General features: G+C 65.6%; 24 protein-coding genes. 17 read left to right on the plus strand and 7 right to left on the minus strand.

The genetic code is table 11. The annotated features are described in order from the left end of the window. Positions 1–400, minus strand: a 400-nt coding sequence (locus ACH2CY_RS11225) for a 2-dehydropantoate 2-reductase N-terminal domain-containing protein (RefSeq protein WP_395019039.1), incomplete at its 3' end; no start/stop codon positions are given. Positions 401–584: 184 nt separating this feature from the next. Between ACH2CY_RS11225 and ACH2CY_RS11230 the strand changes: the two genes are divergently transcribed. After that, entirely contained in the window at positions 585–1,649 is a 1,065-nt protein-coding gene (locus tag ACH2CY_RS11230; RefSeq protein ID WP_395019040.1) for a 2OG-Fe(II) oxygenase family protein, read from the plus strand. Positions 1,650–1,684: 35 nt separating this feature from the next. Continuing rightward, positions 1,685–2,113 (plus strand): bacteriohemerythrin, encoded by a 429-nt coding sequence (locus tag ACH2CY_RS11235; protein WP_395019042.1) that lies wholly within the window; start codon positions 1,685–1,687, stop codon positions 2,111–2,113. 10 nt (positions 2,114–2,123) lie between these two features. Here ACH2CY_RS11235 and ACH2CY_RS11240 read toward each other — a convergent pair whose 3' ends face one another. Then, complete coding sequence (locus ACH2CY_RS11240) at positions 2,124–2,588, minus strand: PAS domain-containing protein (RefSeq protein ID WP_395019044.1); 465 nt, start codon at positions 2,586–2,588, stop codon at positions 2,124–2,126. A 204-nt stretch (positions 2,589–2,792) separates the two neighbouring features. Between ACH2CY_RS11240 and ACH2CY_RS11245 the strand changes: the two genes are divergently transcribed. The 5 genes from ACH2CY_RS11245 to ACH2CY_RS11265 all read left to right on the plus strand — a co-directional run bounded on the left by ACH2CY_RS11245 (position 2,793) and on the right by ACH2CY_RS11265 (position 7,627). After that, positions 2,793–4,337, plus strand: a complete 1,545-nt coding sequence (locus ACH2CY_RS11245) for a trimethylamine methyltransferase family protein (protein WP_395019046.1) — start codon at positions 2,793–2,795, stop codon at positions 4,335–4,337. A gap of 9 nt (positions 4,338–4,346) precedes the next feature. Then, on the plus strand, positions 4,347–5,282 hold the full coding sequence (locus tag ACH2CY_RS11250) for a LysR family transcriptional regulator (protein ID WP_395019048.1): 936 nt from the start codon (positions 4,347–4,349) through the stop codon (positions 5,280–5,282). Between the two features lie 127 nt (positions 5,283–5,409). Next, positions 5,410–6,120: an SDR family NAD(P)-dependent oxidoreductase gene (locus tag ACH2CY_RS11255; RefSeq protein ID WP_395019049.1), complete on the plus strand. Its 711-nt coding sequence runs from the start codon at positions 5,410–5,412 to the stop codon at positions 6,118–6,120. A 41-nt stretch (positions 6,121–6,161) separates the two neighbouring features. Further along, the gene (locus ACH2CY_RS11260) at positions 6,162–6,395 is read left to right on the plus strand and encodes a 4-oxalocrotonate tautomerase family protein (RefSeq protein ID WP_395019051.1); all 234 of its coding nucleotides are present in this window, start codon (positions 6,162–6,164) and stop codon (positions 6,393–6,395) included. Positions 6,396–6,454: 59 nt separating this feature from the next. Next, complete coding sequence (locus tag ACH2CY_RS11265) at positions 6,455–7,627, plus strand: YbfB/YjiJ family MFS transporter (RefSeq protein ID WP_395019053.1); 1,173 nt, start codon at positions 6,455–6,457, stop codon at positions 7,625–7,627. A 1-nt stretch (position 7,628) separates the two neighbouring features. Here the strand turns inward: ACH2CY_RS11265 and ACH2CY_RS11270 are convergent, their stop codons facing one another. The 3 genes from ACH2CY_RS11270 to ACH2CY_RS11280 all read right to left on the minus strand — a co-directional run bounded on the left by ACH2CY_RS11270 (position 7,629) and on the right by ACH2CY_RS11280 (position 11,349). Continuing rightward, on the minus strand, positions 7,629–8,579 hold the full coding sequence (locus ACH2CY_RS11270; RefSeq protein WP_395019054.1) for a dihydrodipicolinate synthase family protein: 951 nt from the start codon (positions 8,577–8,579) through the stop codon (positions 7,629–7,631). A 93-nt stretch (positions 8,580–8,672) separates the two neighbouring features. Beyond that, complete coding sequence (locus tag ACH2CY_RS11275; protein ID WP_395019056.1) at positions 8,673–10,298, minus strand: GMC family oxidoreductase; 1,626 nt, start codon at positions 10,296–10,298, stop codon at positions 8,673–8,675. A gap of 271 nt (positions 10,299–10,569) precedes the next feature. After that, on the minus strand, positions 10,570–11,349 hold the full coding sequence (locus ACH2CY_RS11280) for a FadR/GntR family transcriptional regulator (protein WP_395019058.1): 780 nt from the start codon (positions 11,347–11,349) through the stop codon (positions 10,570–10,572). A 209-nt stretch (positions 11,350–11,558) separates the two neighbouring features. Between ACH2CY_RS11280 and ACH2CY_RS11285 the strand changes: the two genes are divergently transcribed. From ACH2CY_RS11285 to ACH2CY_RS11330, 10 genes are all read left to right on the plus strand, one after another. Beyond that, entirely contained in the window at positions 11,559–12,731 is a 1,173-nt protein-coding gene (locus ACH2CY_RS11285) for a cupin domain-containing protein (protein ID WP_395019059.1), read from the plus strand. A gap of 9 nt (positions 12,732–12,740) precedes the next feature. Continuing rightward, positions 12,741–13,868, plus strand: coding sequence for an LVIVD repeat-containing protein (locus ACH2CY_RS11290; protein ID WP_395019061.1), 1,128 nt, complete (start codon positions 12,741–12,743; stop codon positions 13,866–13,868). 35 nt (positions 13,869–13,903) lie between these two features. Continuing rightward, the gene (locus tag ACH2CY_RS11295) at positions 13,904–14,284 is read left to right on the plus strand and encodes a RidA family protein (RefSeq protein WP_395019062.1); all 381 of its coding nucleotides are present in this window, start codon (positions 13,904–13,906) and stop codon (positions 14,282–14,284) included. Positions 14,285–14,336: 52 nt separating this feature from the next. Beyond that, positions 14,337–14,939 (plus strand): glutathione S-transferase family protein, encoded by a 603-nt coding sequence (locus ACH2CY_RS11300; RefSeq protein ID WP_395019064.1) that lies wholly within the window; start codon positions 14,337–14,339, stop codon positions 14,937–14,939. A gap of 22 nt (positions 14,940–14,961) precedes the next feature. Then, the gene (locus ACH2CY_RS11305) at positions 14,962–15,876 is read left to right on the plus strand and encodes a 3-hydroxyacyl-CoA dehydrogenase NAD-binding domain-containing protein (protein WP_395019065.1); all 915 of its coding nucleotides are present in this window, start codon (positions 14,962–14,964) and stop codon (positions 15,874–15,876) included. Between the two features lie 121 nt (positions 15,877–15,997). Beyond that, on the plus strand, positions 15,998–17,041 hold the full coding sequence (locus ACH2CY_RS11310) for a BMP family protein (protein ID WP_395019066.1): 1,044 nt from the start codon (positions 15,998–16,000) through the stop codon (positions 17,039–17,041). A 62-nt stretch (positions 17,042–17,103) separates the two neighbouring features. Continuing rightward, the gene (locus ACH2CY_RS11315) at positions 17,104–18,687 is read left to right on the plus strand and encodes an ABC transporter ATP-binding protein (protein WP_395019068.1); all 1,584 of its coding nucleotides are present in this window, start codon (positions 17,104–17,106) and stop codon (positions 18,685–18,687) included. After that, entirely contained in the window at positions 18,684–19,763 is a 1,080-nt protein-coding gene (locus ACH2CY_RS11320) for an ABC transporter permease (RefSeq protein ID WP_395019069.1), read from the plus strand. The genes ACH2CY_RS11315 and ACH2CY_RS11320 overlap by 4 nt, the downstream gene beginning before the upstream one ends. 1 nt (position 19,764) lies before the next feature. After that, positions 19,765–20,703 carry an ABC transporter permease gene (locus ACH2CY_RS11325; RefSeq protein ID WP_395019070.1) on the plus strand — a complete coding sequence of 313 codons (939 nt, stop codon included), beginning with the start codon at positions 19,765–19,767 and terminating at the stop codon, positions 20,701–20,703. A 29-nt stretch (positions 20,704–20,732) separates the two neighbouring features. Beyond that, on the plus strand, positions 20,733–21,539 hold the full coding sequence (locus ACH2CY_RS11330; protein ID WP_395019071.1) for an N-acyl homoserine lactonase family protein: 807 nt from the start codon (positions 20,733–20,735) through the stop codon (positions 21,537–21,539). Between the two features lie 68 nt (positions 21,540–21,607). On the opposite strand, the gene ACH2CY_RS11335 is transcribed toward ACH2CY_RS11330, so the two are convergent. Then, entirely contained in the window at positions 21,608–22,348 is a 741-nt protein-coding gene (locus tag ACH2CY_RS11335) for an SDR family NAD(P)-dependent oxidoreductase (RefSeq protein ID WP_395019072.1), read from the minus strand. 31 nt (positions 22,349–22,379) lie between these two features. Further along, the gene (gene ppaT, locus ACH2CY_RS11340; RefSeq protein WP_395019074.1) at positions 22,380–23,579 is read right to left on the minus strand and encodes a pyridoxamine--pyruvate transaminase; all 1,200 of its coding nucleotides are present in this window, start codon (positions 23,577–23,579) and stop codon (positions 22,380–22,382) included. Positions 23,580–23,615 lie beyond the last annotated feature (36 nt).

The following is a 23,615-nucleotide window of genomic DNA, read 5'->3' on the forward strand; positions in this document are numbered from 1 at the left end:
CAATCCGCGCGACCTCGCGGCCGGTGCCAACGGGGACCGTCGATTTGGTGACGATGACCGCGTAGTCCTTGAGGTGCCCGGCGATCTGTTTCGCGGCGCTGTGGACATAGCTCATGTCGGCATGGCCGTCGCCGCGCCGGCTCGGTGTGCCGACCGCGATGAAGATCGCCTGGGCGCCGGCGATCTCGGCGATGTCGGTCGAGAAGGCGAGGCGCTTGGCCGCGGCATTGCGCTCGACCAGGTCGTTGAGGCCGGGCTCGTAGATCGGGATCTCGCCCCGCTTCAACCGCTCGATCTTGCCGGCATCCAGGTCGATGCAGACCACCTGGTGGCCGAACTCGGAAAGGCAGGCGCCGGACACCAGGCCGACATATCCGCTACCAATGACCGCTATCTTCATAGTATTGAGAACTCTCGAAAATCCGCGGGAGATGCGGCGGACGCGCCGCATGCTATCGGCTGGCCGCCGTTGGGATCAAGCGGGGTTTTCGCGGGTGCAGCAAAGGCGGTGGGATATCGTTACAGTCCGGCAAGCGTCCCGGATGGGCTATAGTTGCCGCCGCGTCGGTGATTACGAGGATGAGATGAACGATCTGGCCGTCAAACCGGGGCCCTCCACCCAACCTGGCAAGGGCTTTCTGCCGCCGATCGATCTGGCGCCGGGCGACCGCTTCCCGAACTTCATCCTGCCGGACCAGTCCGGGGCCGGGCGTTCCTTCCTGGAGCGGGCGCGCGGCAACCCGATCCTACTGATCGGCGACAGCGACAATGCCGGCTTGCAGGCGCTCGAACAGGCCAACCTCGCCGCGGCCGGAGTCGACTGCATGGCGCTGGTGCAGGAGATGCCGGAGGCGGCGGCGCGGCGCGCAGAACAATTCAAGCTCGGCCTCCCGCTGCTCGGCGATTCCGCCGGCAAGATCCGCGAGGCGCTGCGGCGGATGATGGGATTCGCACCGCGCGGGGCCTTCGCCGTGCTCATGGACGGCAACCAGCGGGTGATCGAAGCGCGGGTCGATCCCGACAACCCGGCACTGGTCGCCTGGGCGATCGCGCGCGCCCGCGCCTTGCCGCGACCGGAAGCGGGGGACTATCTGCGCGGGGTGGCACCCGTCCTGCTGGTGCCGAACGTGCTGACGCCCGGACAGTGCCGGGCGCTGATCGACCGCTGGCATGAGCTCGGCAACGAGGAAGGCCACGTCTACTCCGTCGTCAAGGGCGAGGAATCGCGTCGCATCGACAAGAGCATGAAGTCGCGCCGCGACCATCGCATCATGGACGAGGCGGTGCTGCAGGAACTGGCGACCGTGGTGGGGCGCCGGATCGGTCCGGAGCTCAACAAGGCCTTCGGCTTCGGCAAGTTCCGCTTCGACCGCTTCGTGGTCACCTGCTACGACGCCGAGCGCGGCGATTTCTTCCGCCGCCACCGCGACAACGAGGCCAAGGCCACGGCCGACCGCCGCTTCGCGTTGACCCTCAACCTCAACACCGAGGAATACGAGGGCGGCGGCCTGATCTTTCCGGAATACGGGCCGCATCGCTACAACCCTCCGACGGGAGGCGCGATCCTGTTCTCCTGTTCGTTGCTGCACGAGGCGCTGCCGATCACCAAAGGCCGGCGTTTCACGCTGCTGAATTTTCTGCGAAGCTGAGCCGTGTTCTTCGTTTTCCGGTGGGGGCCGGGGCGATGGCAGACGAGATCGTATTGCCGATCACCTGGATGGACGTGCTGGAGACCGGGGTCCCGGAGCTCGATGCCGAGCACCGCGCCCTGATCGACCAGTGCAACATCCTGATCAGCTTGATGCAGGGCAGCGGGCCCTGGGCCAGGGTCGTGGCCGCCGCGCGCGAGCTGGCGCTCAGCTGCCACGCGCATTTTCGCACCGAGGAAGCGCTGCTGGACCAGTACGACTTCCCGCGCCTGGACCGGCACAAGGCGCAGCACCGCGAGCTGGAACGCCGCTTCAACGAGCTGGTCGGTGTCCTCTCCGGCACCGACGGCTCCAGCGACGAGCACCGCGCGGCGGCGCTGACGGTGCGCGGCACCCTGATCGATATTCTTTTTCGGCACGACCTCGATTACAAATCGCACCTGCAAAACGCCGCCGGCCGCTGAGGTCCCGGGCTCAGTTCGGCTCGATCGGGATCTGCAGGTCGTGGAACGAGATCGCCGATACGATCATGTCGATCACCTTGCCGTCGCGCGACAGCGGCAGCAGCAAGGTCTCGTAGCGAAACCAGCGGCCCGATGATTCGAGATCGCGGAAGTAGCGCCGAGGCTCCCGGTGGTCGATCACGTCCTTGTAGCTGTCGAAGATCGCCTGGCGCATTTCCGGATAGGGGAACTCGTCCAGGGACCGGCCGGTGAGATCGAAGCCGAACCGCTCGACATGCCGGCTGCCGTCCAGCCGGAACTTGAACCGCACCGGGTCGTATTCGACTTCGATCAGGGTGATGTCGCCAAGGGCATAGGCGAAATCGACCGGGTCGAGATCGGCCCGGGCCGGAAACGCCCGGTCGCCGCGCTTCTCCAGATAATACTGATAGAAACGGCGCAGGATCGGGCTCTCGACGTCGTCCAGGATTGTCATGGCCAGGTGAGAGTGTTTCCGAAGCTAGTTCCCGGGGGCAGGCGCACCCTCGGGATTTCCCATGGACGTTCCAGATGGGATCAATATCCCTTCGCCCGCCATCTTCCAAGGCAGATGTTTCATTGTTGGAGCCAGGCCCAGCCGCTGGTTGGCCTGGCGCCCCGGCACCGCTAGACTCCCGGCAACGAGAACAGGGAGTGGGTCATGGCCGACTTGGAAACCGCGCCGGCGCGCAGCCGCGGCGGGCGGCAATCGCGGCAGGCGCGCGGCGCCAAGCCACATGCCATCATCGCCGGCATCGACCGGCAGATCCCGACCTTCGACCTCTTGGGCGAGGAAGGCCTCGTCCGGATCGAGGCGGCGATCGACACCATCCTGAAAGAGGTCGGCATCGACTTTCGCGGCGATGACCGTTGCCTGGAGCTCTGGCGCGACGCCGGCGCCGACGTTGAGGGCGAGCGGGTGCGTTTCGAGCCCGGCCTGGTGCGCAGCATCATCGCCCGCTCGGCGCCCAAGCGCTTCACCCATCATGCCCGCAACCCGGCGCGCTCGGTCGAGATCGGCGAGACGCATCTCGTCTTCTCGCCGGCCTACGGCTCGCCCTTCGTCCATGATCTCGAGAACGGCCGGCGCTACGGCGCGATCGAGGACTTCCGCAACTTCGTGAAGCTCGCCTACATGTCGCCCTGGCTGCACCATTCCGGCGGCACGGTCTGCGAGCCCACCGACCTGCCGGTCAACAAGCGGCATCTCGACATGGTCTACAGCCATATCAAGTATTCCGACAAACCCTTCATGGGCGGCGTCACCGCCGAGGAGCGGGCCGAGGATTCGATCGCGCTCGCCCGCATCGCCTTCGGCGCCGACTTCGTCGACCAGAACTGCGTGATCATGGGGAACATCAACGCCAATTCCCCGCTGGTCTATGACGGCACCATGTCGCGGGCCTTGCGCGCCTATGCCCGCGCCAACCAATGCGCGGTGGTGGTGCCTTTCATCCTCGGCGGTGCCATGGGCCCGGTGACCAATGCCGGCGCCATCGCGCAGTCGATGGCCGAGGCCATGGTCGGCGTGGCGCTGACCCAGCTCGAGCGCCTGGGCGCGCCGGTCGTGCTCGGCAATTTCCTGAGCTCGACCTCGCTCCGCTCCGGCTCGCCGACCTTCGGCACGCCGGAACCGGCGCTGGGCTCGCTGGTGGTGGGACAGCTCACCCGGCGGCTCGGTGTGCCGCTCCGCTGTTCCGGCGCCTTCACCGCCTCGAAAGCGGCGGATGCGCAGGCGATGCAGGAGAGTGCGGTCTCGATGCTGGCCGCGATCCAATGCGGCGCGCATTTCATCCTGCATTCCGCCGGCTGGCTCGAAGGCGGCCTGGTCATGTCCTACGAGAAATTCGTGATGGATGCGGATTTCTGCGCCGCCATGCACACCTATCTCCGCGGCCTGCCGGTCGATGACAACGCGCTGGCGCTCGACGCCTTCCGCGAGGTGGGGCCCGGCAAGCATTTCTTCGGCTGCCAGCACACCTTGAAGAACTACGAGACCGCCTTCTGGGATTCCGCCATTGCCGACAACAATTCCTTCGAGCAATGGCGCGACGCCGGCGAGAAGACCGCGACCCAGCGCGCGCACGAGAAATGCAAGGCCATGCTGCGCGGCTATGAGGCGCCGCCGCTCGATCCGGCGGTGGACGAGGCGCTGCAGGACTTCATCGCCCGCAAGAAGGCCGCGGTCGGCGACATGTGGCACTGATCTAACGGCATGGACCGGATCGAGGCGATGAAGGTCTTCGTCGCCGCCCTGGACGAGGGGAGTCTCGCCGGCGCGGGGCGGCGGCTCGGCCGCTCGCCAGCCGCAGTCAGTCGCGCGATCGCCTATCTCGAAAACCATGTCGGCGCCGAGCTGCTGCACCGCACGACCCGGGCGTTGAAATTGAGCGAGATCGGCCAGGGCTATGCCGAGGCTTGCCGCCGCGTGCTCACCGAGCTCGAGACCGCCGACCTTGCGGCCGCCGGCGAGCACGCGGCGCCGACCGGGACCCTCACCATCACCGCGCCGCCGATCGGCGGCGAGGAGGTGCTGCGCCCGGTGATCGACGCCTTCCTGGAGGAATATCCAGCACTCTCGGTCCGTCTGGTGCTGTTGAACCGCGCCGCCAATCTGGTCGAGGAGGGGATCGACATCGCGCTGCGCATCCTCGACCTGCCGGATTCCAGCCTGGTCGCGATCCGCATCGGCGGCGACGTCCGGCAGGTCGTGGTCGCATCGCCGCGCTATCTGGCGCAGCATCCGCGCATCCTGCAGCCCGCCGATCTCGCCAAGCATCGCATCATCACCACCGGCGACGAAGGCCGCGACCGCTGGGTGTTTCCGCCGGCCAAGGGCAGCAAGGTGCCGCGCGCCGTGCATTTCAAGCCGCGGCTGATCGTCAACAGCGTGCGCGGCGCGCTCGGCGCCGCGGTGGCCGGGATCGGCGTTACGCGGCTGCTCACCTATCACGTGGCCGAGCGGGTCAAGGACGGCTCGTTGAAGCTGGTCCTGCGCAACGCCGAGCCGCCGGCCCGGCCGGTCCACCTGGTCATGCCGGAGGGTCGCCCGTCGGTTCCGAAGGTCCGGGCTTTCATCGACGTCGCGGTGCCCCGCTTAAGGGCTGAATTTGCTCGGCTTTCCGCCGAAGCGCTGGCCCTGAAGCGCTGATCCGGTATTCCACTTTTCGGAAGAGTGACTGCCGTCTGTCGCCCATTCTGCCGATGATCGGAATGCGCAAATCTCTCCCCATCGGCCGGCGGCATCCCGCTTCCCGGCGGAAACCAGGAGAGCAACCATGAGCAACGAAAAGAAGGTGGCGATCATCACCGGGGCCTCGCAGGGCATCGGTGCCGGTCTGGTGAAGGCCTATCGCGACCGCGGCTATCGCGTGGTGGCGACCTCGCGCTCGATCAAGCCGACCAATGACAACGACGTGGTCGCGGTCGCCGGCGACATCGGCGATCCGAAGACCGCGGACGAAGTGGTCGGGACCGCGATCGCGCGCTTCGGCCGGGTTGATACTCTGGTCAACAATGCCGGCATTTTCATCGGCAAGCCCTTCACCGAATACACCGCCGAGGACTTCAACGCCAAGATCGCGACCAACGTCGCCGGCTTCTTCCATGTGACCCAGCGCGCCGCGGCCGAGATGCTGAAGCAGGGCTCCGGCCATATCGTCAGCATCACCACCAGCCTCACCGACCAGGCGACCTCCAAGGTGCCGACCGCGCTCGCCAATCTCACCAAGGGCGGCATCAATTCGGCGACCAAGGCGCTGGCAATCGAATTCGCGGGCAAAGGCATCCGCGTCAACGCGGTCTCGCCCGGCATCATCAAGACGCCGATGCATGCCGCGGAGACGCATGAGTTCCTGGCCGACCTGCACCCGATGAAGAAGCTCGGCGAGGTCAAGGACATCACCGATGCGGTGCTCTATCTGGAATCGGCGCCCTTCGTCACCGGCGAGATCCTGCATGTCGACGGCGGCCAGAGTGCGGGGCATTGATGAGCGCCGGCCACCGAAGACAAGAGAAAGGAGCGACAACGATGCCTTACGTCAACATCCAGGTCACCCGCGAGAGCCCGACACCGGGCGCGACGTCGGTGACGCCTGAGGAGAAGGCCAAGCTCATCGCCGGGGTCAGCCAGCTGCTGCTCGACGTCTTGAACAAGCCGCTCGACGCCACCTTCGTCGTGATCGAGGAGGTCGAGCTGGAGAACTGGGGCTGGGGCGGACTGCCGGTCGCGGAACATCGCAAGCGCCGCGCCGCCGGTCGCTGACCCACCTTGCCGCTGGGAGTCGTTGAAACACGGCTCCCAGCCGCTAGAGTGAGACTTCGATGTCGAGTTCCCCCGCCCGCGCCCAATGGCGCCTGACCTTGGCCGGCCTTTCCGGCAGCCTGGTCGGGATCGGCCTTTCCCGATTTGCGTATACGCCGCTGCTGCCGGCGATCATCGCGGCGGGATGGTTCGATCCCGCCGGCGGCGCCTATCTCGGCGCCGCCAACCTCGCCGGCTATTTGCTGGGCGCGCTCGTCGCCGGCAAGCTGTCGCGGCGTTTCGAGACCGTCACGATCCTGCGCGCCTCGATGGTCCTGGCGACCGCGGCCTTCTTCGCCGGCGCCTTTCCCCTGAACTTCGCCTGGTACTTCGTCTGGCGCTTCATCGCCGGCTTTTCCGGCGCGGGGATCATCGTGTTGGGCGCCACCTCGATCCTGCCCCACGTGCCGCCGTCCCGCCGCGGTCTGGTGAGCGGCGCCATCTTCATGGGGATCGGGCTCGGCATCGTGGCGGCCGGCACGCTGGTGCCTTTGCTGCTGCGCCTGGGCCTGATGGAAACCTGGCTCGGCCTCGGCCTGGTCGCGTTGGTGCTGACGGCGATCGCCTGGAACGGCTGGCCGAAACAGGCGGCGCCGGGTCCAGCCTCCGGCCCTGCCGCGCCGGCGGCGCCATCAGGCCTCCTCGCTTTGCGGGCGCTCTACCTCGAATACGGATTGAATGCGGCCAGCCTGGTGCCGCACATGATCTTCCTGGTCGATTACGTCGCCCGCGGCCGCGGCGAAGGCTTGCAGGCCGGCGCCTTCCATTGGGTGCTGTTCGGCCTCGGCGCGATCGTCGGCCCGCTGGTCGGCGGCACAGTCGCCGACCGTATCGGCTTCCGTCGCGCGCTGCGTCTTGCCTTCATCCTGCAGGCGATCGCCGTCTCGATCCCCGCCTTCGGGCCGGGTGCGATTGCGCTGATGGTGTCGAGCGCCGTGGTCGGCGCCGCCGTGCCAGGCATCGTCGCGCTGGTGCTCGGCCGCGTGCATGAGCTGCTGCCGCATGCGCCGGCGCAGCAGAAAACCGCCTGGAGCCGGGCCACGACCAGCTTCGCGGTGTTTCAGGCCGCCGGTGCCTACGGGATGTCGTATCTCTTCGAAAGGACCGGCGGCCATTATGCGACGCTCTTCGCCGTTGCCGCCGGCGCGGTGGTCCTGGCGCTGCTGATCGATCTGGTCGCCGCGCGGCGTTGAGCTACTTCGCGATCACGCCCGGGACGCCGCTCGCCAGCATCATCTGCCGCGCCTTCTCCTTGTAGAGTGGGCGCACGTCTCGCGTCGGCGGGCGGCAGCGGCTGGAATCCAGGCCGACCAGCTCCATGCAGAGCTTGTCGAGATAGCCGTCGCCGCTGGTGAATCCTTTCTCGATCTCGACCCAGAGGTGATAGAAGGGCATCGCCTCCTGCACCATCATCCGCTGCACTTCGCCGTAATCCTTGGCGTTCAGCCGGTCCAGCAGCTTGATGCCCCATTCCGGCCAGTAGTTGCACAAGTGCACCTCGAAGGCCCGCGCACCCATCATGTGGCTCATGGTGAACAGCAGGTTGTTGTCGATGATGGTGAGCCTGTCGGCGAAATGCGAGACCGCGCTTTCGAACTCCATCGCATCGGTGCGCGGCGTCGCCCATTTGAGGCCGACCACATTCGGGATCTCGGAGAGCTTGTCCACCATGCCGAAGGAGATGCCGGCGCTGGTCCAGAAGGTGTTGTAGACGATGATGCCGATGTCAGCGGCCTCGGCCGCGGCGACGACGTATTCGTAGAAGTCGCCCTCGGTATGCGTGAAGTAGAACGGGCAGGAGACCTGGATGAAGCTGCAGCCGATCTCCTTGGCGGTCCTGGCCAGGCGCTGCAGCTCGCGCGTGCTCGTGGTCTGCGCGCCCATCGCGACCGGCACGCGGCCGCCGGCCTCGGCGACCACCGCTTCGGCGACCATCTTGCGCTCGTCGAAGCTCATGGTCGAGAAATCGCCCGCCGCGCCGCCCGCCAGCAGCACGGCGTTCCCTTCGTTGATGCCGCGTGAGAGCAGGAACTTCACGTGCCGCCGGGTGGCGCCGGTATCCACCTCCAGGTCCGGATCGCGGAACATGGTGGGCACGGTGATGTAGCAGCCTTCCAGGCTCTTTTTCAGTTTCTCGCGATCCATGATGCTGCCGGTGTTCGAGCGTCGATGGCTCTACTATCCGGCGGCGCCTCGGATTTATTTGACGATGCGCGACAAGGAATTGACGCGGGCGGCCTAGGCGCCCGCGTGGTCCGCCCTGATCAGATCCGCCGCCTTCTCCGCCGCCATGATCACCGCGGCGTTGATGTTGCCGGTCGGGAGATCCGGCAGGACCGAGGCATCGACCACCCGCAGCGCGTCGACGCCGCGCAGTTTCAGCGCGGTATCGACCACCGCCAGGGGGTCGCTGTCGGCGCCCATCTTGCAGGTGCCGAGCGGGTGATGAACGGTGATCGAGGTCTTCTTGATATGCTCGTCGATCGCCGCATCCGAGTTCTTGTCGCCGCCGGGGAAGAATTCCCGGGCGATGAACGGCTCCATCGATTTCTGCGCGGCGACCTCGCGGGCCAGCTTCACGCCGGCACGCATCGCCTTCCAATCGGCATCGGTCGACAGGAACCGCTGCAAAATCCTGGGATGCGCTTCGGGATCGGTCGAGCGCAACGTGACCTGGCCGCGGCTTTCCGGATGCAGCATAACGATGCGGCAGGCGAAGCCGTCGGCAAACGGCTGCTTGAACGGCTTCATGTAAGGCCAGGCACCGAGCGGCGCCGCGGTCAGCAGGAACTGGATGTCCGGCAGCTTCAGCTCGTCGCGGCTCTTGAGAAACGCGGTGATGCCGCCCGGCACATCCGATGCGAAGCCCTTGCCGAAGAAATAGGCCTGGGCGAGCGCGGGGGCGATCCGGTCGAAGCGCATCGCGTGGAAGAACGGACTCTTCTCCTTGCGGTGATACATCAGGATTGTCGAGACATGGTCCTGCAGGTTCTTGCCGACGCCGGGCAAGGCGACCTTCACCGGAATATCATGCGCCTTGAGCTCCGCCGGATCGCCGATGCCGGAGAGGTTGAGGAGCTGCGGGGTGTTGATGACGCCGCCGGCCAGGATCACCTCGCGCTCCGCCCGTACCTTGTGCACCACGCCGTGCTGCCGGTATTCGATGCCCGTGGCGCGCTGGCCTTCCATCAGCACCTGCAGCGCCAGCGCGTTCACCTGGATCTCGACGCCACCGCGCTTCAGCGCCGGGCGGAGATAGGCCGAGGCGGTGCTGGCGCGCTTGCCGTTCTTGATGGTCATCTGCAGACGGCCGAACCCATCTTGTTTCGCGCCGTTATAGTCGTCGGTCGAGGCATGGCCCGCGGCCTTGCCGGCCTCGGCGAAGGCACCGAGCAGCGGGTCTTCGTAATGGCAGAACTGGGTGCCGAGCGGGCCTTGGCCGCCGCGGTAGGAGTCGCCGCCGCCTTCCCAGCTTTCCTGTTTCTTGAAGTAGGGCAGGATCTCGTCAAAGGACCAGCCCTTCGCGCCATCCGCCGCCCAGCGGTCGTAGTCGCCGCGGTTGCCGCGCACATAGGCCATCGCATTGGTCGAGGAGCAGCCGCCGACCACCTTGCCGCGGGCGCATTCGACCGCGCGGCCGCCGACACTCTCTTCGGGCTCGCAGAAATAGCCCCAGTCGTGCAGCCGGTTGACCAGGATCTTGCCCCAGCCGAGCGGGATATGGATCCAGGGGTCGCGGTCCCAGTCGCCGGCCTCGAGCAGAAGCACGGTGACGCCCTTCTCTTCGGTCAGCCGATGGGCCAGCACGCAGCCGGCCGAACCCGCGCCGACGATCACATAGTCGAAGTTCTTTTCAGTCTGCATTCGGTGATCGCCCCACGCCGCTCTCGCCTGTCCCTACTCTTGTCCAAGGCGATCGCGCGAGACCGGCGGCGCTATTGGTTCGAGCCTTGGTCTCGCTCACCCGACCCGCGGAACCTTGATTTCGGCGCGCCGGCGGGCGTTATCGCGATCGTTTGGTTCAGCGCGCGCGTCGATTGGTTCGATCTTGTCGGGCGCCCGATGACCAATCCTGTAACATGGGGAACCAATGGCCCGCAAGCCGACGGGCCTGCGGTTCGCGCGGTTCAGCGCGCTATTGCTGGACGGTGGCGGCGGGGAAGGCGTGCTCGTAGATGTAGCGCTGCACGTCGGAGAGATGGCGCTGCATCAGGCTCTCGGCCTTCTCGCCCTGGCGCGCTGCGATTGCCGCGGAGATTTCCTGGTGGAAATCGGCATAGACCGACTGGCGCTTGAAGCAGTTCGCGTTCTCGCCCAGCCGCCGCCAGCCGGAATCGCGCTGGCTGGCATGCAGCGTGTCGAACACCGCGAGAAAGAGGGCGTTGCGCGCGACCTCGGCGATGGTGCGGTGGAAACGCATGTCGGCTTCCTCGTAGCGCGCCGAATCCGGCGCCGCGCGGGTATCGCCGGCAATCGCGACCAGCTTGTCGATCTCGGCCTGGGAGGCGCGGAACGCCGCCAGCCGCGCCATCACCGGCTCGATCGCCAGCCGCACCTCGATCACTTCCAGCGGATTGGTGTGGTCGAGGATGTTGGCGAAGGCCGGGTTGGAGCGGAGATCGATGCCGGTCCCGCGAATCGCGGAGCCGACCGCGCGCACCAGAGCCGGGCCGGATTCCTTGCCGAGATCGCCGGCGGGATGTCCGTGGACGCCGTTGATGAAAGTGCCACGGCCCTGGTGCCGCGAGATCCGGCCTTCGCGCTCCAGGACTTCGAGCGCCCGGCGCAAGGAACGGCGGCCGACGCCGAGCTCGCTCGCCAGCGAACGCTCCGGCGGCATGCGGCCGCCGCTGCTGAACTCGGCGCTGGCAATCAACTGCCGCAGCTTGATGAGCGTGTGGTCGGTGCGCTCCATGGCGGATTCCCTGTACTGCCGCCCCCTCTTCTGTCCGCGAAGGGTGCGGTCGGTGAAACCATTCTTGGCGCGGACGATACCATGATCTTCCGGCGGCAACAATCCACCGCACCAATCGATCCTATGAATGGACTCTCGTTGACGGTGACGAACGGAAATGGTTACGATCGAGGCCAGCGAAATACGGGACCAATCGGTGATTGGTTCACGTGAAAAATGGCGTCAAGGGTGAGGCGGCGATGCAGTCGAACAAGGCGAAAGAGCACAATCTCCAGGCCGCGTTGGATCAGCTGCACGCGGATGTCTATGCCAGCAACATGGCGCCCTACTGGGTGGTCGACCGCACCAAGCTGCATGACGAAGACACCCAGGTCATGGACAAGCGCAAGGCGATCCCGTTCCTGTGGACCTACAAGGACCAGATCGAACCGCTGCTGCACCGTTCCGCCGAATTGATCACGACCGAGACCTCGGAGCGCCGCTCATTGGTTCTGGTCAACCCGGGCCTGGCGCCGAGCCGCGCCACCACGACCACCATGTATGTGGCCTATCGCCTCAACGATCCGCGCGAGATCATGCCGCCGCACCGGCATTCGCCCAACGCGATCCGCTTGGGGCTGACCGGCAAGGCCAACTTCACCGGCGTCGAAGGCGAGAACATCACCTTCGGCCCGGGCGATCTCGTCCTCACGCCGCACGACACCTGGCACAACCACGGCAACCAGGGCGACGACAACGCGATCAACCTCTCGGTCCTCGACCTGCCGCTCGTGGAAGCCCTCAACTCGATGTATTTCGAGCACGATTACACCGAAGAAGAAGAGGGCGTGAAGATCAAGAAGAAGATGCAGTCGGAGCGCTTTCCCTCGGACTACTCGCAGCAGATCTATGGGAGCGGTGGCCTGCTGCCGCGCTTCGTCTCGCATCACCGCGGCGCCGGCACCGCCTCGCCGATGTATGTCTATCGCTACGACATGATGCGCGAGGCCCTGGAGCGCTTCAAGAATTGGGACGGCGATCCCCATGAAGCGATCATGATCGAATATGTCGATCCCACCACCGGCCAGGGCATCTTCAAGACCATCACTTTCTTCATGCAGATGCTGCGGCCCGGCGAGAAGACCCTGCCCTTGAAGCAGAGCGCCAGCCTGGTGGTCTCGCCCTTCGAGGGCAGCGGCTATACCCAGGTCGGCAACAAGAAGATCGAGTGGGATCCGTTCGACACCTTCGTGGTGCCGGGCGGCTATTGGGCCGAGCATGTGAACACGTCGGATAAGCCGGCGATCCTGTTCGTCGCCAGCGACGAGCCGACCCTGAAGGCGCTCTCCTTCTACCAGAAGCACGGCAAGAACAAGCAAGGCGACATCGTAAAGCTCGCCTGAACAGAGATCATGGCAAAAGCGAAGAACACCAAGCTGCTCGCCAATTTTGACTGCCCGGGCGGCGGTCAGGTCTGGGTCGAGGGCAACCATCTGTTTGTCGGCCACATGCGGCAGCCGACCGGCACGACCATCGTCGATATCTCCGATCCCCGGAAGCCGAAGACCGTCGCCAAGGTCGAGGTGCCGGAAGGCTGGCATTCGCATAAGGTGCGCGTCGCCAACGGCATCATGATCGTCAACCACGAGAAGCAGGGTCCGGCCGGCGATCTCGGTTTCGGCGGGGGCTTGGGCATCTACGACGTCTCGAACCCGGCGGCGCCGAAGCACATCACCAACTGGCGCACCCATGGCAAGGGCGTGCACCGCTTCGACTTCGACGGCCGCTACGCCTATATCTCGCCGACCGCCGAGGGCTATGTCGGCAACATCGCGATGATCCTGGACCTCAAGGACCCCGCGAAACCGCAAGAGGTCGGGCGCTGGTGGATTCCGGGCCAGTGGACCGCGGGCGGCGAGGAATACCCCTGGGAGAACTGGACGCCGCCGCGCTGCCATCACCCGATGCGCCGCGGCGACCGGCTCTATGTCTCCTATTGGCACCACGGCTACTACATCCTCGACATCGAGGACATGTCGAAGCCGAAGCTGATCGCCGGCGGCAACACCTCGCCGGCTTTCCCGCACCCGACCCATACCTGCCTGCCGATCCCCGAGCCCTTGAAGGGCCGCAAGATCATGGTGGTGGCGGATGAGGACGTGGCGAAGCTCTGGCCGGCCGCCCCGGCCTTCACCTGGATCTACGACATCACCAACGAACATTGCCCGATCCCGATCTCGACCTGGCAGGTCGAGGGCCTGGACAAGGACGGCACGCCGCAGCCGCCGATGATGGGCTGCCACCAGCCCTCCGAGCGGTTCAAGGGGACCATCATCCCCTTCGCCTGGTTCGCCCAGGGCTTGCGGATCCTCGATATCGCCGATCCCTTCGCGCCGAAGGAGATCGCCTTCTACGAGCCGGACGCGCCGCAAGGCCATGAATTGTCTTCATCCAATGATGTGACTATCGACGACCGCGGAATCTGCTATCTGATAGACCGGCAACGCGGCGTCGATATCATCGAGACGTCTGTACTCTAGAAAGATTGTCGGCTTAGGATTTTCGGGGGGACATTTTGGCCAGCAACATCACACCGATCGGCAAGAAGAACCCGAACCTGCCGTTCCATCCGGCGGTGCGCGCCGGCGACTTCATCTATGTCTCCGGCCAGGTTGCCAAGGACGAGAAGGGCAATATGTGCGTCGGCAATATCGAAGATGAGACGCGCTGGACCCTCGAGGCCATCAAGCGCATCCTCGCTCTGGAGGGCGCCGACCTCTCGGACGTGGTGAAGATCACCACCTATCTCGAGGATGCGCGCGACTTCAGCCGCTACAACGGCGTGTTCAAGGAGTATTTCCCGGACGGGAACGTGTCGCGCACCACGGTCGAGGCGCGCGCCGTCATCAGCTGCAAGATCGAGATGGACGCCGTCGCCTACAAACCGAAAGCTTAACCAATAACGGCGGCGCGCAACGCCGCCTCAAAGATCGCCCAGGGAGAGTCCTATGTTGAGAGTTCTTGGCCGTGCCACTTCCGGCAACGTGCAGAAGGTCCTGTTCTTCCTCGAGGAGACCGGCACGCCTTACAGCCGCGAGGATTACGGCCGCCAGTTCAACAATACCGGCGGCGACTATCTGAAGCTCAATCCCAACGGCAAGGTGCCGACCCTGGTCGACGGCGACACGGTGATCTGGGAATCCCACACCATCCTGCGCTATCTCGCGAGCAAAGGCGGCAAGACCGATCTCTACCCGACCGATCTCGTGGCGCGGAGCCAGGTCGAGCGCTGGATGGACTGGCTGCTGGCCTCGGTGAACTACCAGTATGTGCAGGTGTTCAAGGATTCGAAGAAGGCCGACAACGAGCGTGCGCCGACCTTCGCGGCGGATGCCAAGGAGTTGGGCGCGCAGCTCGCGATCCTGGACCAGGCGATCGCCGGGAAGAATTTCGTCACCGGCAACAGCCTCAGCCTCGCCGACATCGCCATGGGCCCGGTGCTGCACCGATGCCTCGATTTCCCGATCGAGCTCCCGGCCCTCGCCAATCTGCGCGCCTGGCGCGACCGGCTGAAGGAGAAGGCCTCCTTCAAGAAAGCGACGGTGGGCTGATTCCGGTATGAAAAGCGCTGGGATGAGCAAAGCCGCCGTCATCGGTCTTGGCACCATGGGTCCCGGCATCGCCGCGACCCTGGCGCGCGCCGGCTACACGGTTTCGACTTTCGACGCCGATGCCGGCCAGCGCGCCAAGGCCAAGGCCGGTTTCGACATCGCGACCACGGTGCTGGGCGCGCTCGGCGTGCCGGAAAAGCCGCAGGGATCCATCACCGTCGCCGAGACTTTGGTGGAAGCGGTCGCCGGCGCCGATCTCGCCATCGAGAACGTCTCCGAGAAGCTCGACGTCAAAATCGCGGTGTTCCGCGAGATCGAGGCCACGGTCCCCAAGGACTGTATCATCGCCTCCGACACCTCGGGGATTCCGATCACCAAGATCCAGGAAGGCGTCGCCACGCCGGCGCGGGTGATCGGCATGCATTGGTCGAACCCGCCCCATATCATCCCGATGATCGAGGTCATCCCCGGCGCGCAGACCGATCCCAAGACCACCGCGGCGATGACCGCGATCGTGAAAGAGATCGGCCATCTGCCGGTGCTGATCAAGAAGGACGTGCCGGGCTTCGTCGAGAACCGCGTGCTCTATTCGATCATGCGCGAATGCGTCGATCTGGTGGAGCAGGGCGTGATCGAGCCCGAGGCGCTGGACACCTGCGTCTCCTGGGGCATCGGCTACAAGCTCGCGGTGGTCGGGCCGATGGCGCTCCTGGACATGGCCGGGCTCGACATCTACCAGGCGGTCAGCTCCTACCTCAACCAGGAGCTCTGCACCCGCAGCGACACCGCCGGCTATGTGACCGCGAAGACCCAGCAGGGCAAGCTCGGCATGAAGACCGGCGGCGGCATCTTCGACTACACGCCGGAAAAGATCGATGCGCTCCGCGCCGACCGCGCGAAGAAGCTGGTCGCCGTGCGCAAGGCTTTGGGAGTTTAACGAGACATGGAAATCGCGCCACCATGGATGAGGGCTGCGCGGCGCGGATAGCCAAGTTCGAGAAGCGCAGCATCTAAAGCGTGCGTAACAATGAAACGAGGGAAATGAGGAGGCTTCTATCATGAACAGGATTTCAAGACGGTTGATGACGGCGACCGCCATTGCCGCGGTGCTGGCGACCGGCGCCTTTGCGGTCGGCGCGCAAGCGGCGGACGTGAAGAAGATCGCCGTGATGACGCCGGAAGACCCGACCGACTACGGCTGGAACCAGCAGGGCTTCGACGCGGCGAAGGCCGTGGCGGAGAAGTTCGGCCTGGAGTTCATGCCGGCGACGGGCCTCGGCTACGGCGACGTGCACCCGCAGGCGCGCGAGCTGGCCGATGACGGCGCCAGCCTGATCATTGCCCATGCTTCCGGCTACAACACCGCGGTGCCGGAAGTCGGCGCCGAGAAGAAGGTGCCGGTCGCGATCGTCGACAAGGAAGGCGCGGGCGTTCCTGGCGTGCTCGCCGACTACACGCTCTCCGGCCATGAAGGCGCCTATATGGCGGGCGCGCTGGCGGTGAAGATGTCGAAGTCCAAGACCGTCGGCATCGTCGTCTCGGGCGAGCCGCCGTCCTGGAACTCGCAGTCGGCGGCCTTTGCCAACGGCGTCAAGGCGACCGACCCCGGCGTGAAGATCCTCTACGCCGTGATCGGCCCAGCCGCCTATGCGGATGCGGCCGGCGGCAAGCGCGTCACCGAGCAGCTGATCGGTGCCGGCGCCGACGTGATCTTCGGCCAGGGCGATGGCGCCAGCTTCGGCATGCTCCAGGCGGTCGAGACGGCGAAGAACAAGACCTGGTTCATCGACGTGATCGGCGACAAGACCAAGATCGACAAGGGCAACCTCTTGTCCTCGGTGGTCTGGGACATGGTCCCGGTCTACACCCAGATGGTCGAGGACCTGAAGGCCGACAAGTTCGGCACGCATGAATATGCGATCAGCCTGAAGGACAACTCGGTCGCGCTGCTGCACACCAAGCATATTCCGGACGATGTCTGGAAGTCGCTCGAGGATCTGCGCGCGAAGATCATCGACGGCAGCGTGAAGGTCGACCGCATCGAGGACGCACAGAAAGTGCGCGCCCTGATGAGCTCGGTCGATCCGGGGCCGGCGCAGTAAGCAGCGAGTCTATTGCGAAGGGCCACGCCGTCCTGCGGCGTGGCCCGACGCAGTCTTGCATCATGAACCAGACTTCAGCGGTCGTTGCGGTCCGCAACGTCACCAAGCGATTCCCAGGCGTGGTCGCCAACGCCGACGTCTCGCTCGACTTCAATGCGGGCGAGGTCCACGTCCTCCTGGGCGAGAACGGGGCCGGCAAGTCCACCCTGATCGGCATGCTGGCCGGCATGCAGCAGCCGGACGAGGGCGAGATCCTGATCGGCGGCAGCGCCGTCAAGATCGCCTCGCCGCGGCACAGCCTTGAATTGGGCATCGGCACGGTGTTCCAGCATGTGCTGCTGGTGCCGAGCCTCACCGTGATCGAGAACCTGATGCTGGGCGGCAACTGGTGGCAGCGCCTCGCGCGCAGCGTCGCGCTGAAGCGGTTCCAGGAATTGTCCGGCCTGCTCGGGGTGCAGATCGACCCTGATGCCCAAGTCGGCCGACTTTCGCTCGGCGAGCAGCAGCAGGTCGAGATCATGCGCGCGCTCTGGCGCGGCGAGAAGGTGCTGATCCTCGACGAGCCGACCTCGATGCTGACGCCGCAGGGGGTCAAGGATCTCGGGGCCGTCATGAAGCGCCTGCGCGACAAGGGCGTGGCGCTGATCCTGATCACCCATAAGCTGGTCGAGGCCTATGCCTTCGGCGACCGCATCTCGGTGCTGCGCCTGGGCCGCATGGTCGGCGACATCCCGCCGGAGCAGCTGAAAGCGATGACCGAGAAGCAGGTCACCGACACCGTCATCCAGATGATGTTCGGCACCACCGAGGCCCATGCCCGCGACGCCGAGATCCTGACCGGCCGCGGCCGCGCCGCCCACAAGGATCGCACGATCGACCGCGGCGGGCCTGCGCGCCTCCAGCTCCGCGACATCAGCACCGAGGCCGAGCGCGGCGCTTGTCCCTTGCGCGCCGTCAGCTTCGATCTCTGGCCCGGCGAAGTGCTGGGCATTGCCGGTGTCGACGGCAACGGCCAGAAACATCTCGCCGAAGTCCTGGCCGGCCAGCGCCGCGCCGGCGGCGGCCAGATCACCATCGGCGGGACCGACGTCACGGCCGACGGCGTGCCGGAACGCCGCAAACATGGCGTGCGCTATGTGACCGACGAGCGGCTGGGCGAGGGCACGGTCGGCGCCTTCTCGGTCGCGACCAACCTGGTGCTGAAGGAGATCGGCACGTCGCCGTTCTGGAAACGCGGTATCAGCGACTGGCACCGGATCCACGACCATGCCCGCGGCCAGATCCAGCGCAACGACATCCGCACGCCCTCGGAGAAGACGCCGGTCGGGCGGCTCTCCGGCGGCAATATCCAGAAGGTGCTGCTGGCCCGCGAACTCAACGCCGAAGCCAGCATCGCCGTCTTCAACAAGCCGACCTATGGCCTCGACTTGCAGAACACCCGCCTCGCGCATGACCGCATCCTCGCCAGCGCCGGCAGCGGCATGGCGATCGTGGTGATCTCCACCGATCTCGACGAGCTCCTGGAAATCTCCGACCGGATCGCCGTCATGTTCCAGGGCCATCTCGCCGGCATCGTCGAGAACGGCCCCGATGTCGAGCGCAAGGTCGGCTTGTTGATGACCGGCGCCAATGCGGAGGCCGCATGAGCGCCGAAGTCGAAACCTTGCCAGGTCAGCTCCCCGGCGGCGACCGGATGAAGGAGATCGGCTCGGCCATCGCCCGGGTGCTGATCCCGGTGCTGCTGGCTTTGGTCATGGGCGGCATCATCCTGCTCATCCTCGGCAAGGACCCGCTGGCCTATTACGGCTATGTGGCGAAGCGCGGGCTGCTGACCTGGGGCGGCTTGCAGGAGACCTTCACGCGCATGGCGCCGCTGCTCTTGATCGGCGCCGGACTGATCGTCGCCTTCCGCGCCGGCATCTGGAATCTCGGCGGCGACGGGCAGTTCCTGCTGGCGGCGGTGATCACTTCGGCCACCGCGCCGGCTTTGGTCGGGACCTTGCCCGACATTATCGTCCTGCCGCTCTGCATGCTGCTCTCGATCGCGACCGGTGCGCTCTGGTCGGTGATTCCGGCGCTGCTCAAGGCGCGCTACGGCATCAACGAGATCATCACCTCGATGATGATGAGCTTCCTCGGCGTGAGCTTCGCGAATGTGCTGATCAAGCTGCTGTTCTGGGATCCCGCCACCACCGTGCCGCAGACCCGCACGCTTCCGGTCGAGGACCGCCTGCCGCGGCTCGGCGACAGCACCATCCACAGCGGCATCCTGATCGCGGTCGCGGTCATCATCCTGGTGCATCTGATGATGACCCGCACCGCCTTCGGGCTGAAGCTGCAGGTGGTCGGCGCCAATCCGGCGGCGGCGGTGCATGCGGGATTGAACGTGGCCTGGCTGACCATGGCCACCTTCGCGATCAGCGCCGGGTTGATCGGCCTCGGCGGCTCGGTCGAGATCCTCGGCGTTTTCGGCACCGTGCGCGCCGACTGGAACCCGGCCTACGGCCTGCTGGTGGTGCCGCTGGTCTTCCTCGCGCGGTTCAACGGCTTCGGCACCATCGGCTTCGTCTTCTTCTTCTCGGCCTTGATGATCGGCGGCGACAGCGCCGCGCGTCGGATCGGCGTGCCCAACCATTTCGTCCTGGTCCTGGTCGCCCTGCTGCTGATCTTCCTGGCCGTGGTCGAATACCTCGACCATATCCGCCGCAAGAAAGCACGCTGATATGGAAGGCCTGCTCACCCAACCTTTCCTCACCGCCCTCCTGTTCGGTGCCGTGACCGCGGGCGTGCCTTTGCTGCTGGCGGGGCTCGGCGAACAGATCTCCGAGAAGGCCGGCGTGCTCAACATCGGCATCGAAGGCATGATGCTGTTTGGCGCCTATACCGGCTTCGTCGCCGCCTATTATTCCGGCTCGTTCACGCTCGGCTTCATCGGCGGCGGAATCGGCGGTGCGGTGGTGTCGCTGATCGTGATGCTGCTCTGCATCCGCTTCGGCCTGAACCAGATCGTGATCGGCATCGCGGTCACCATCGGCTTCGAAGGCCTGACCGCGCTGCTGCATTACTTCCAGTTCAGCCGCACCTACCCGCGGCTCGATGCAGCACCCTTGCTGAGCCTTCCGGGCTTGGGTGCCATTCCGGTCATCGGGCCCGGCCTCTTCAACCACAATGCCGTGGTCTATCTGGCGGTGATCCTGGTCGGCGTCTTCACCTGGATGTTCCGCTCGACCTATGTCGGCCTCAACCTGGAGGCCGCAGGCAACAAGCCGGCCGCACTCGACGCCGCGGGGGTCAGTGTCATCAAGACCCGCGCCCTGGCGGTGCTCTCGACCGGATTCCTGGCGGGGCTCGGCGGCGCCTATATGGCCAATGTCGGCGCAGGCCTGTTTGTGCCGATGATGACCGGCGGCGCCGGCTTCATCAGCATCGTGCTGGCGATGCTGGCGCGGGGACGGCCGGTCTGGGTGCTGCTGGGCGCGGCGCTGTTCGGCGCCAGCCTCTCCATGACCACGGCGCTCCAGGTCGCGGGGGTCAACGTGCCGACCGATGTCGTGCAGATGTTGCCCTTCGCCATGGTTATGCTGGTTCTGGTAATCTTCGCGCGGCACAGCGTGCTGCCGCCGGCGCTCGGATTGCCTTATGTGCGCGGCGACCGCGGCTGACGGGATACAAAGGGAAGGGAGGCCCCATCATGTCCGACACGAAAGTCTACCTGCTCGACGGCGGAACCCTGGTGATCGACGGGTTCCACGCCTTCTGGAACCGCGGGCCCGGCGGCGAGCTCCGCTTCCCCTGCTATTCGGTGGTGGTCGAGCACAAGGACGGCACCTACATGTTCGACACCGGCTACGACTTCGACCATGTGATGCGGGTGCTGCCCTTTGAGAAGCCGATCCAGGACAAGGCGCAGACCATTCCCGGCCAGCTCGCGGCGATCGGCAAGAAGACCAGCGACATCAACTACGTCATCAACTCCCACTATCACTTCGACCATTGCGGCGGGAACAAGCACTTGCACGAGGCCTGCACCATCTGCCACGCCAAGGAGCTGGAGCAGAGCGCCAACTGCCAGCCCTTCGAGCATCTGGGCTATTCCGACCTCACCTTCTCGCCCGAGATCATGAAGCAGAAGAACGTGCAGCTGCCGCCGGATCCCGCGCTCGACATGTACACGCCGAAATTCCAGACCCTGACCGGCGACCAGGAGATCGCCAAAGGCGTCTGGCTGTTCGAGACGCCGGGGCATACGGCCGGCCACTACAGCATGATGGTCGAGCTGAAGAACCGCCGGCCGATGCTGTTCACGGCCGATGCCTGCTACAGCAAGAAGAACATGGACATGATGTGCATCTCGAGCTTCCACCTCGATCCGGTGGGCAGCCTGAACTCGATGAAGCGCCTGAAGACGCTGGCCGAGAAGCACGACGCCGAGCTCTTCTATTCGCACGACCTGGAGAGCTTCAAGACCTACCAGACGGGTGCGAACTACTACTCCTGACGCGTATTCAGCGTCATCCCCGGGCCGAGCCCGGGGATGACAATCAAGTTGGTGTCAGCGGTGGTGCGCTACCACCGCGCCATGCCGGCGTCGACGTTCAGCGCCTGGCCGGTGATCCAATGCGCTTCTTCCGAAGCCAGGAAGGCGACCGCCGGGACGATGTCCGCCGGCACGCCCTTGCCCTTGATCGCCTGCAGCATGTCGACGAAGCCGAAGGCGTCCTTGTGCGGCGTGGTCTGCACGCCCTCGGTGTCGGTCAGGCCGGGCATCACGGTGTTGCAGGTGATCTTGTAGCCGCCGAGCTCGGTCGCGAGCGCCCGGGTGAAGGAAAAGACACCGCCCTTCGTTGCGACGTAATGCGCCATGTTCGGCGTGCCCGCCAGCATGCTGTTTGAGCCGAAATTGACGATGCGGCCGTAGTTGTTCTTGCGCATGAGGTCCGAGCCCGCCTTGCACATGAGGAAGAGGCCGTCGAAATTGACCCGCGCCACGCGCCGCCATTCCTCGAAGGTGAGCTCGTCCCATTTCACGAAGGGCACGATCGCCGCGACATTGACCAGCACGTCGAGCTTGCCGGCCTTAGCGGCGACGCCGTCGAACAGCGCCTTCACCGAGGCCGGATCGCCGATATCGGTCTGCTGGCCGTAGGACTTGCCCCCGATCTCCTTGGCCGTCGCTTCCGCGCCCTTGCCGTTGATGTCGGCGGCGATGACGGTGGCGCCCTCCGCACCCAGTCGCAAGGCCACGGCCTTGCCCATGCCCTGCGCCGCGCCGCTCACCACGGCCACCCGGCCTTCAAATCGCTTCATGCTCGTCCCCTCTGTCTTGATGCGTTCTGTCTCAGCCCTTGGCGATCACGGCCAGCGCGGCCTCGACGCCGGCGCCGACATCGATCTTCTTGCCCAGCTTCCGGAGTGCGCCGCCGAAGGCGGTGACCGCGACGGTCGCATAGACCGGCTCCGCCACCGGGCCCATATGGCCGATGCGGATCAGCTTGCCCTTGGTCTGGTCGCGCCCGCTGGAGAACACCACGCCGAAGCTTTCGCGCGACGCGGCGATGATGTCGCTGTCCTTCAGGCCCGCCGGCACCGTGACCGCGGTGCAGGTCGGCGAGGCGATGGCCTCGCTCCTGGCCCAGAGCGAGAGCCCCATCGCCTTGATGCCGGCCCGGGTCGCGCGCGCCGTCAGGGCGTGGCGATGCCAGACATTCTCCGCGCCTTCCTCGAGATAATGGTCGAGCGCCGCGTCGAGGCCGTTGATATCGGCGATCGAAGGCGTGAAGGGGAAGGGCTTCTCCTTGCTCCAGGCATCCTTCCAGTCGGAGAGGCTGAGAATCGAGGCGAACGGCGCCTTCGGATTCTTCTTGATATGCTTCCAGGCCCGGTCGCTCACCGCCATCACGGTGACGCCCGGCGCGCCGCCCAGGCATTTGCCGGGACCGGTGATGAACACGTCGGCAAAGCAGTCGTCCGGGTGGATGTCCATGCCGCTGAAGGAGGAGACCGCATCGACGATCAGCAGCGCGTCGTGGTCGCGCACGATCCTGCCGATCTCCTTGGCCGGGTTGATGGTGCCGGAGGGCGTGTCGTGGTGCACCAGCGACACGACCTTGATGTCCGGCCGCTTCTTAAACGCGGCCTTCACGGCGGCGGGGTCGATCGATTCGTTGAACGGGACCTCGATCTCGACCATTTCCTTGTGATAGCGCGCCGACCAATAGCCAAAGCCCTTGCCGTAGACGCCCGACGCCAGGTTCAGCACCACGTCGCTGGGTGAGATCAGCGAGGCCGCCGTGGCCTCGATCGCCGGCGCCGGCTCGCATTGCAGGATCAGGGCGGGTGCGCGGGTCCGCATCGCCTTGGCCGCCTTCTTCGCCAGGTCCTCGTAGAACTGCTGGAACCACGGGTCGTAGTCGTATTGCAGCGGCCGCGCCATCGCCTGCAGGATCCGCGGATAGGCCGCGACCGGTCCCGCCGACAGGGTGATCACAGGTTCTTTCAGCGCGGCATTTTTCGACCGCACCGTCGTCTTCTTTGCCATGGTGGTTCGAGCCTTCCCCTCTTTGGTTCGTCGCAG

The sequence above is a fragment of the Dongia sp. genome (genome assembly GCF_041905885.1).
GTDB lineage: Bacteria > Pseudomonadota > Alphaproteobacteria > Dongiales > Dongiaceae > Dongia.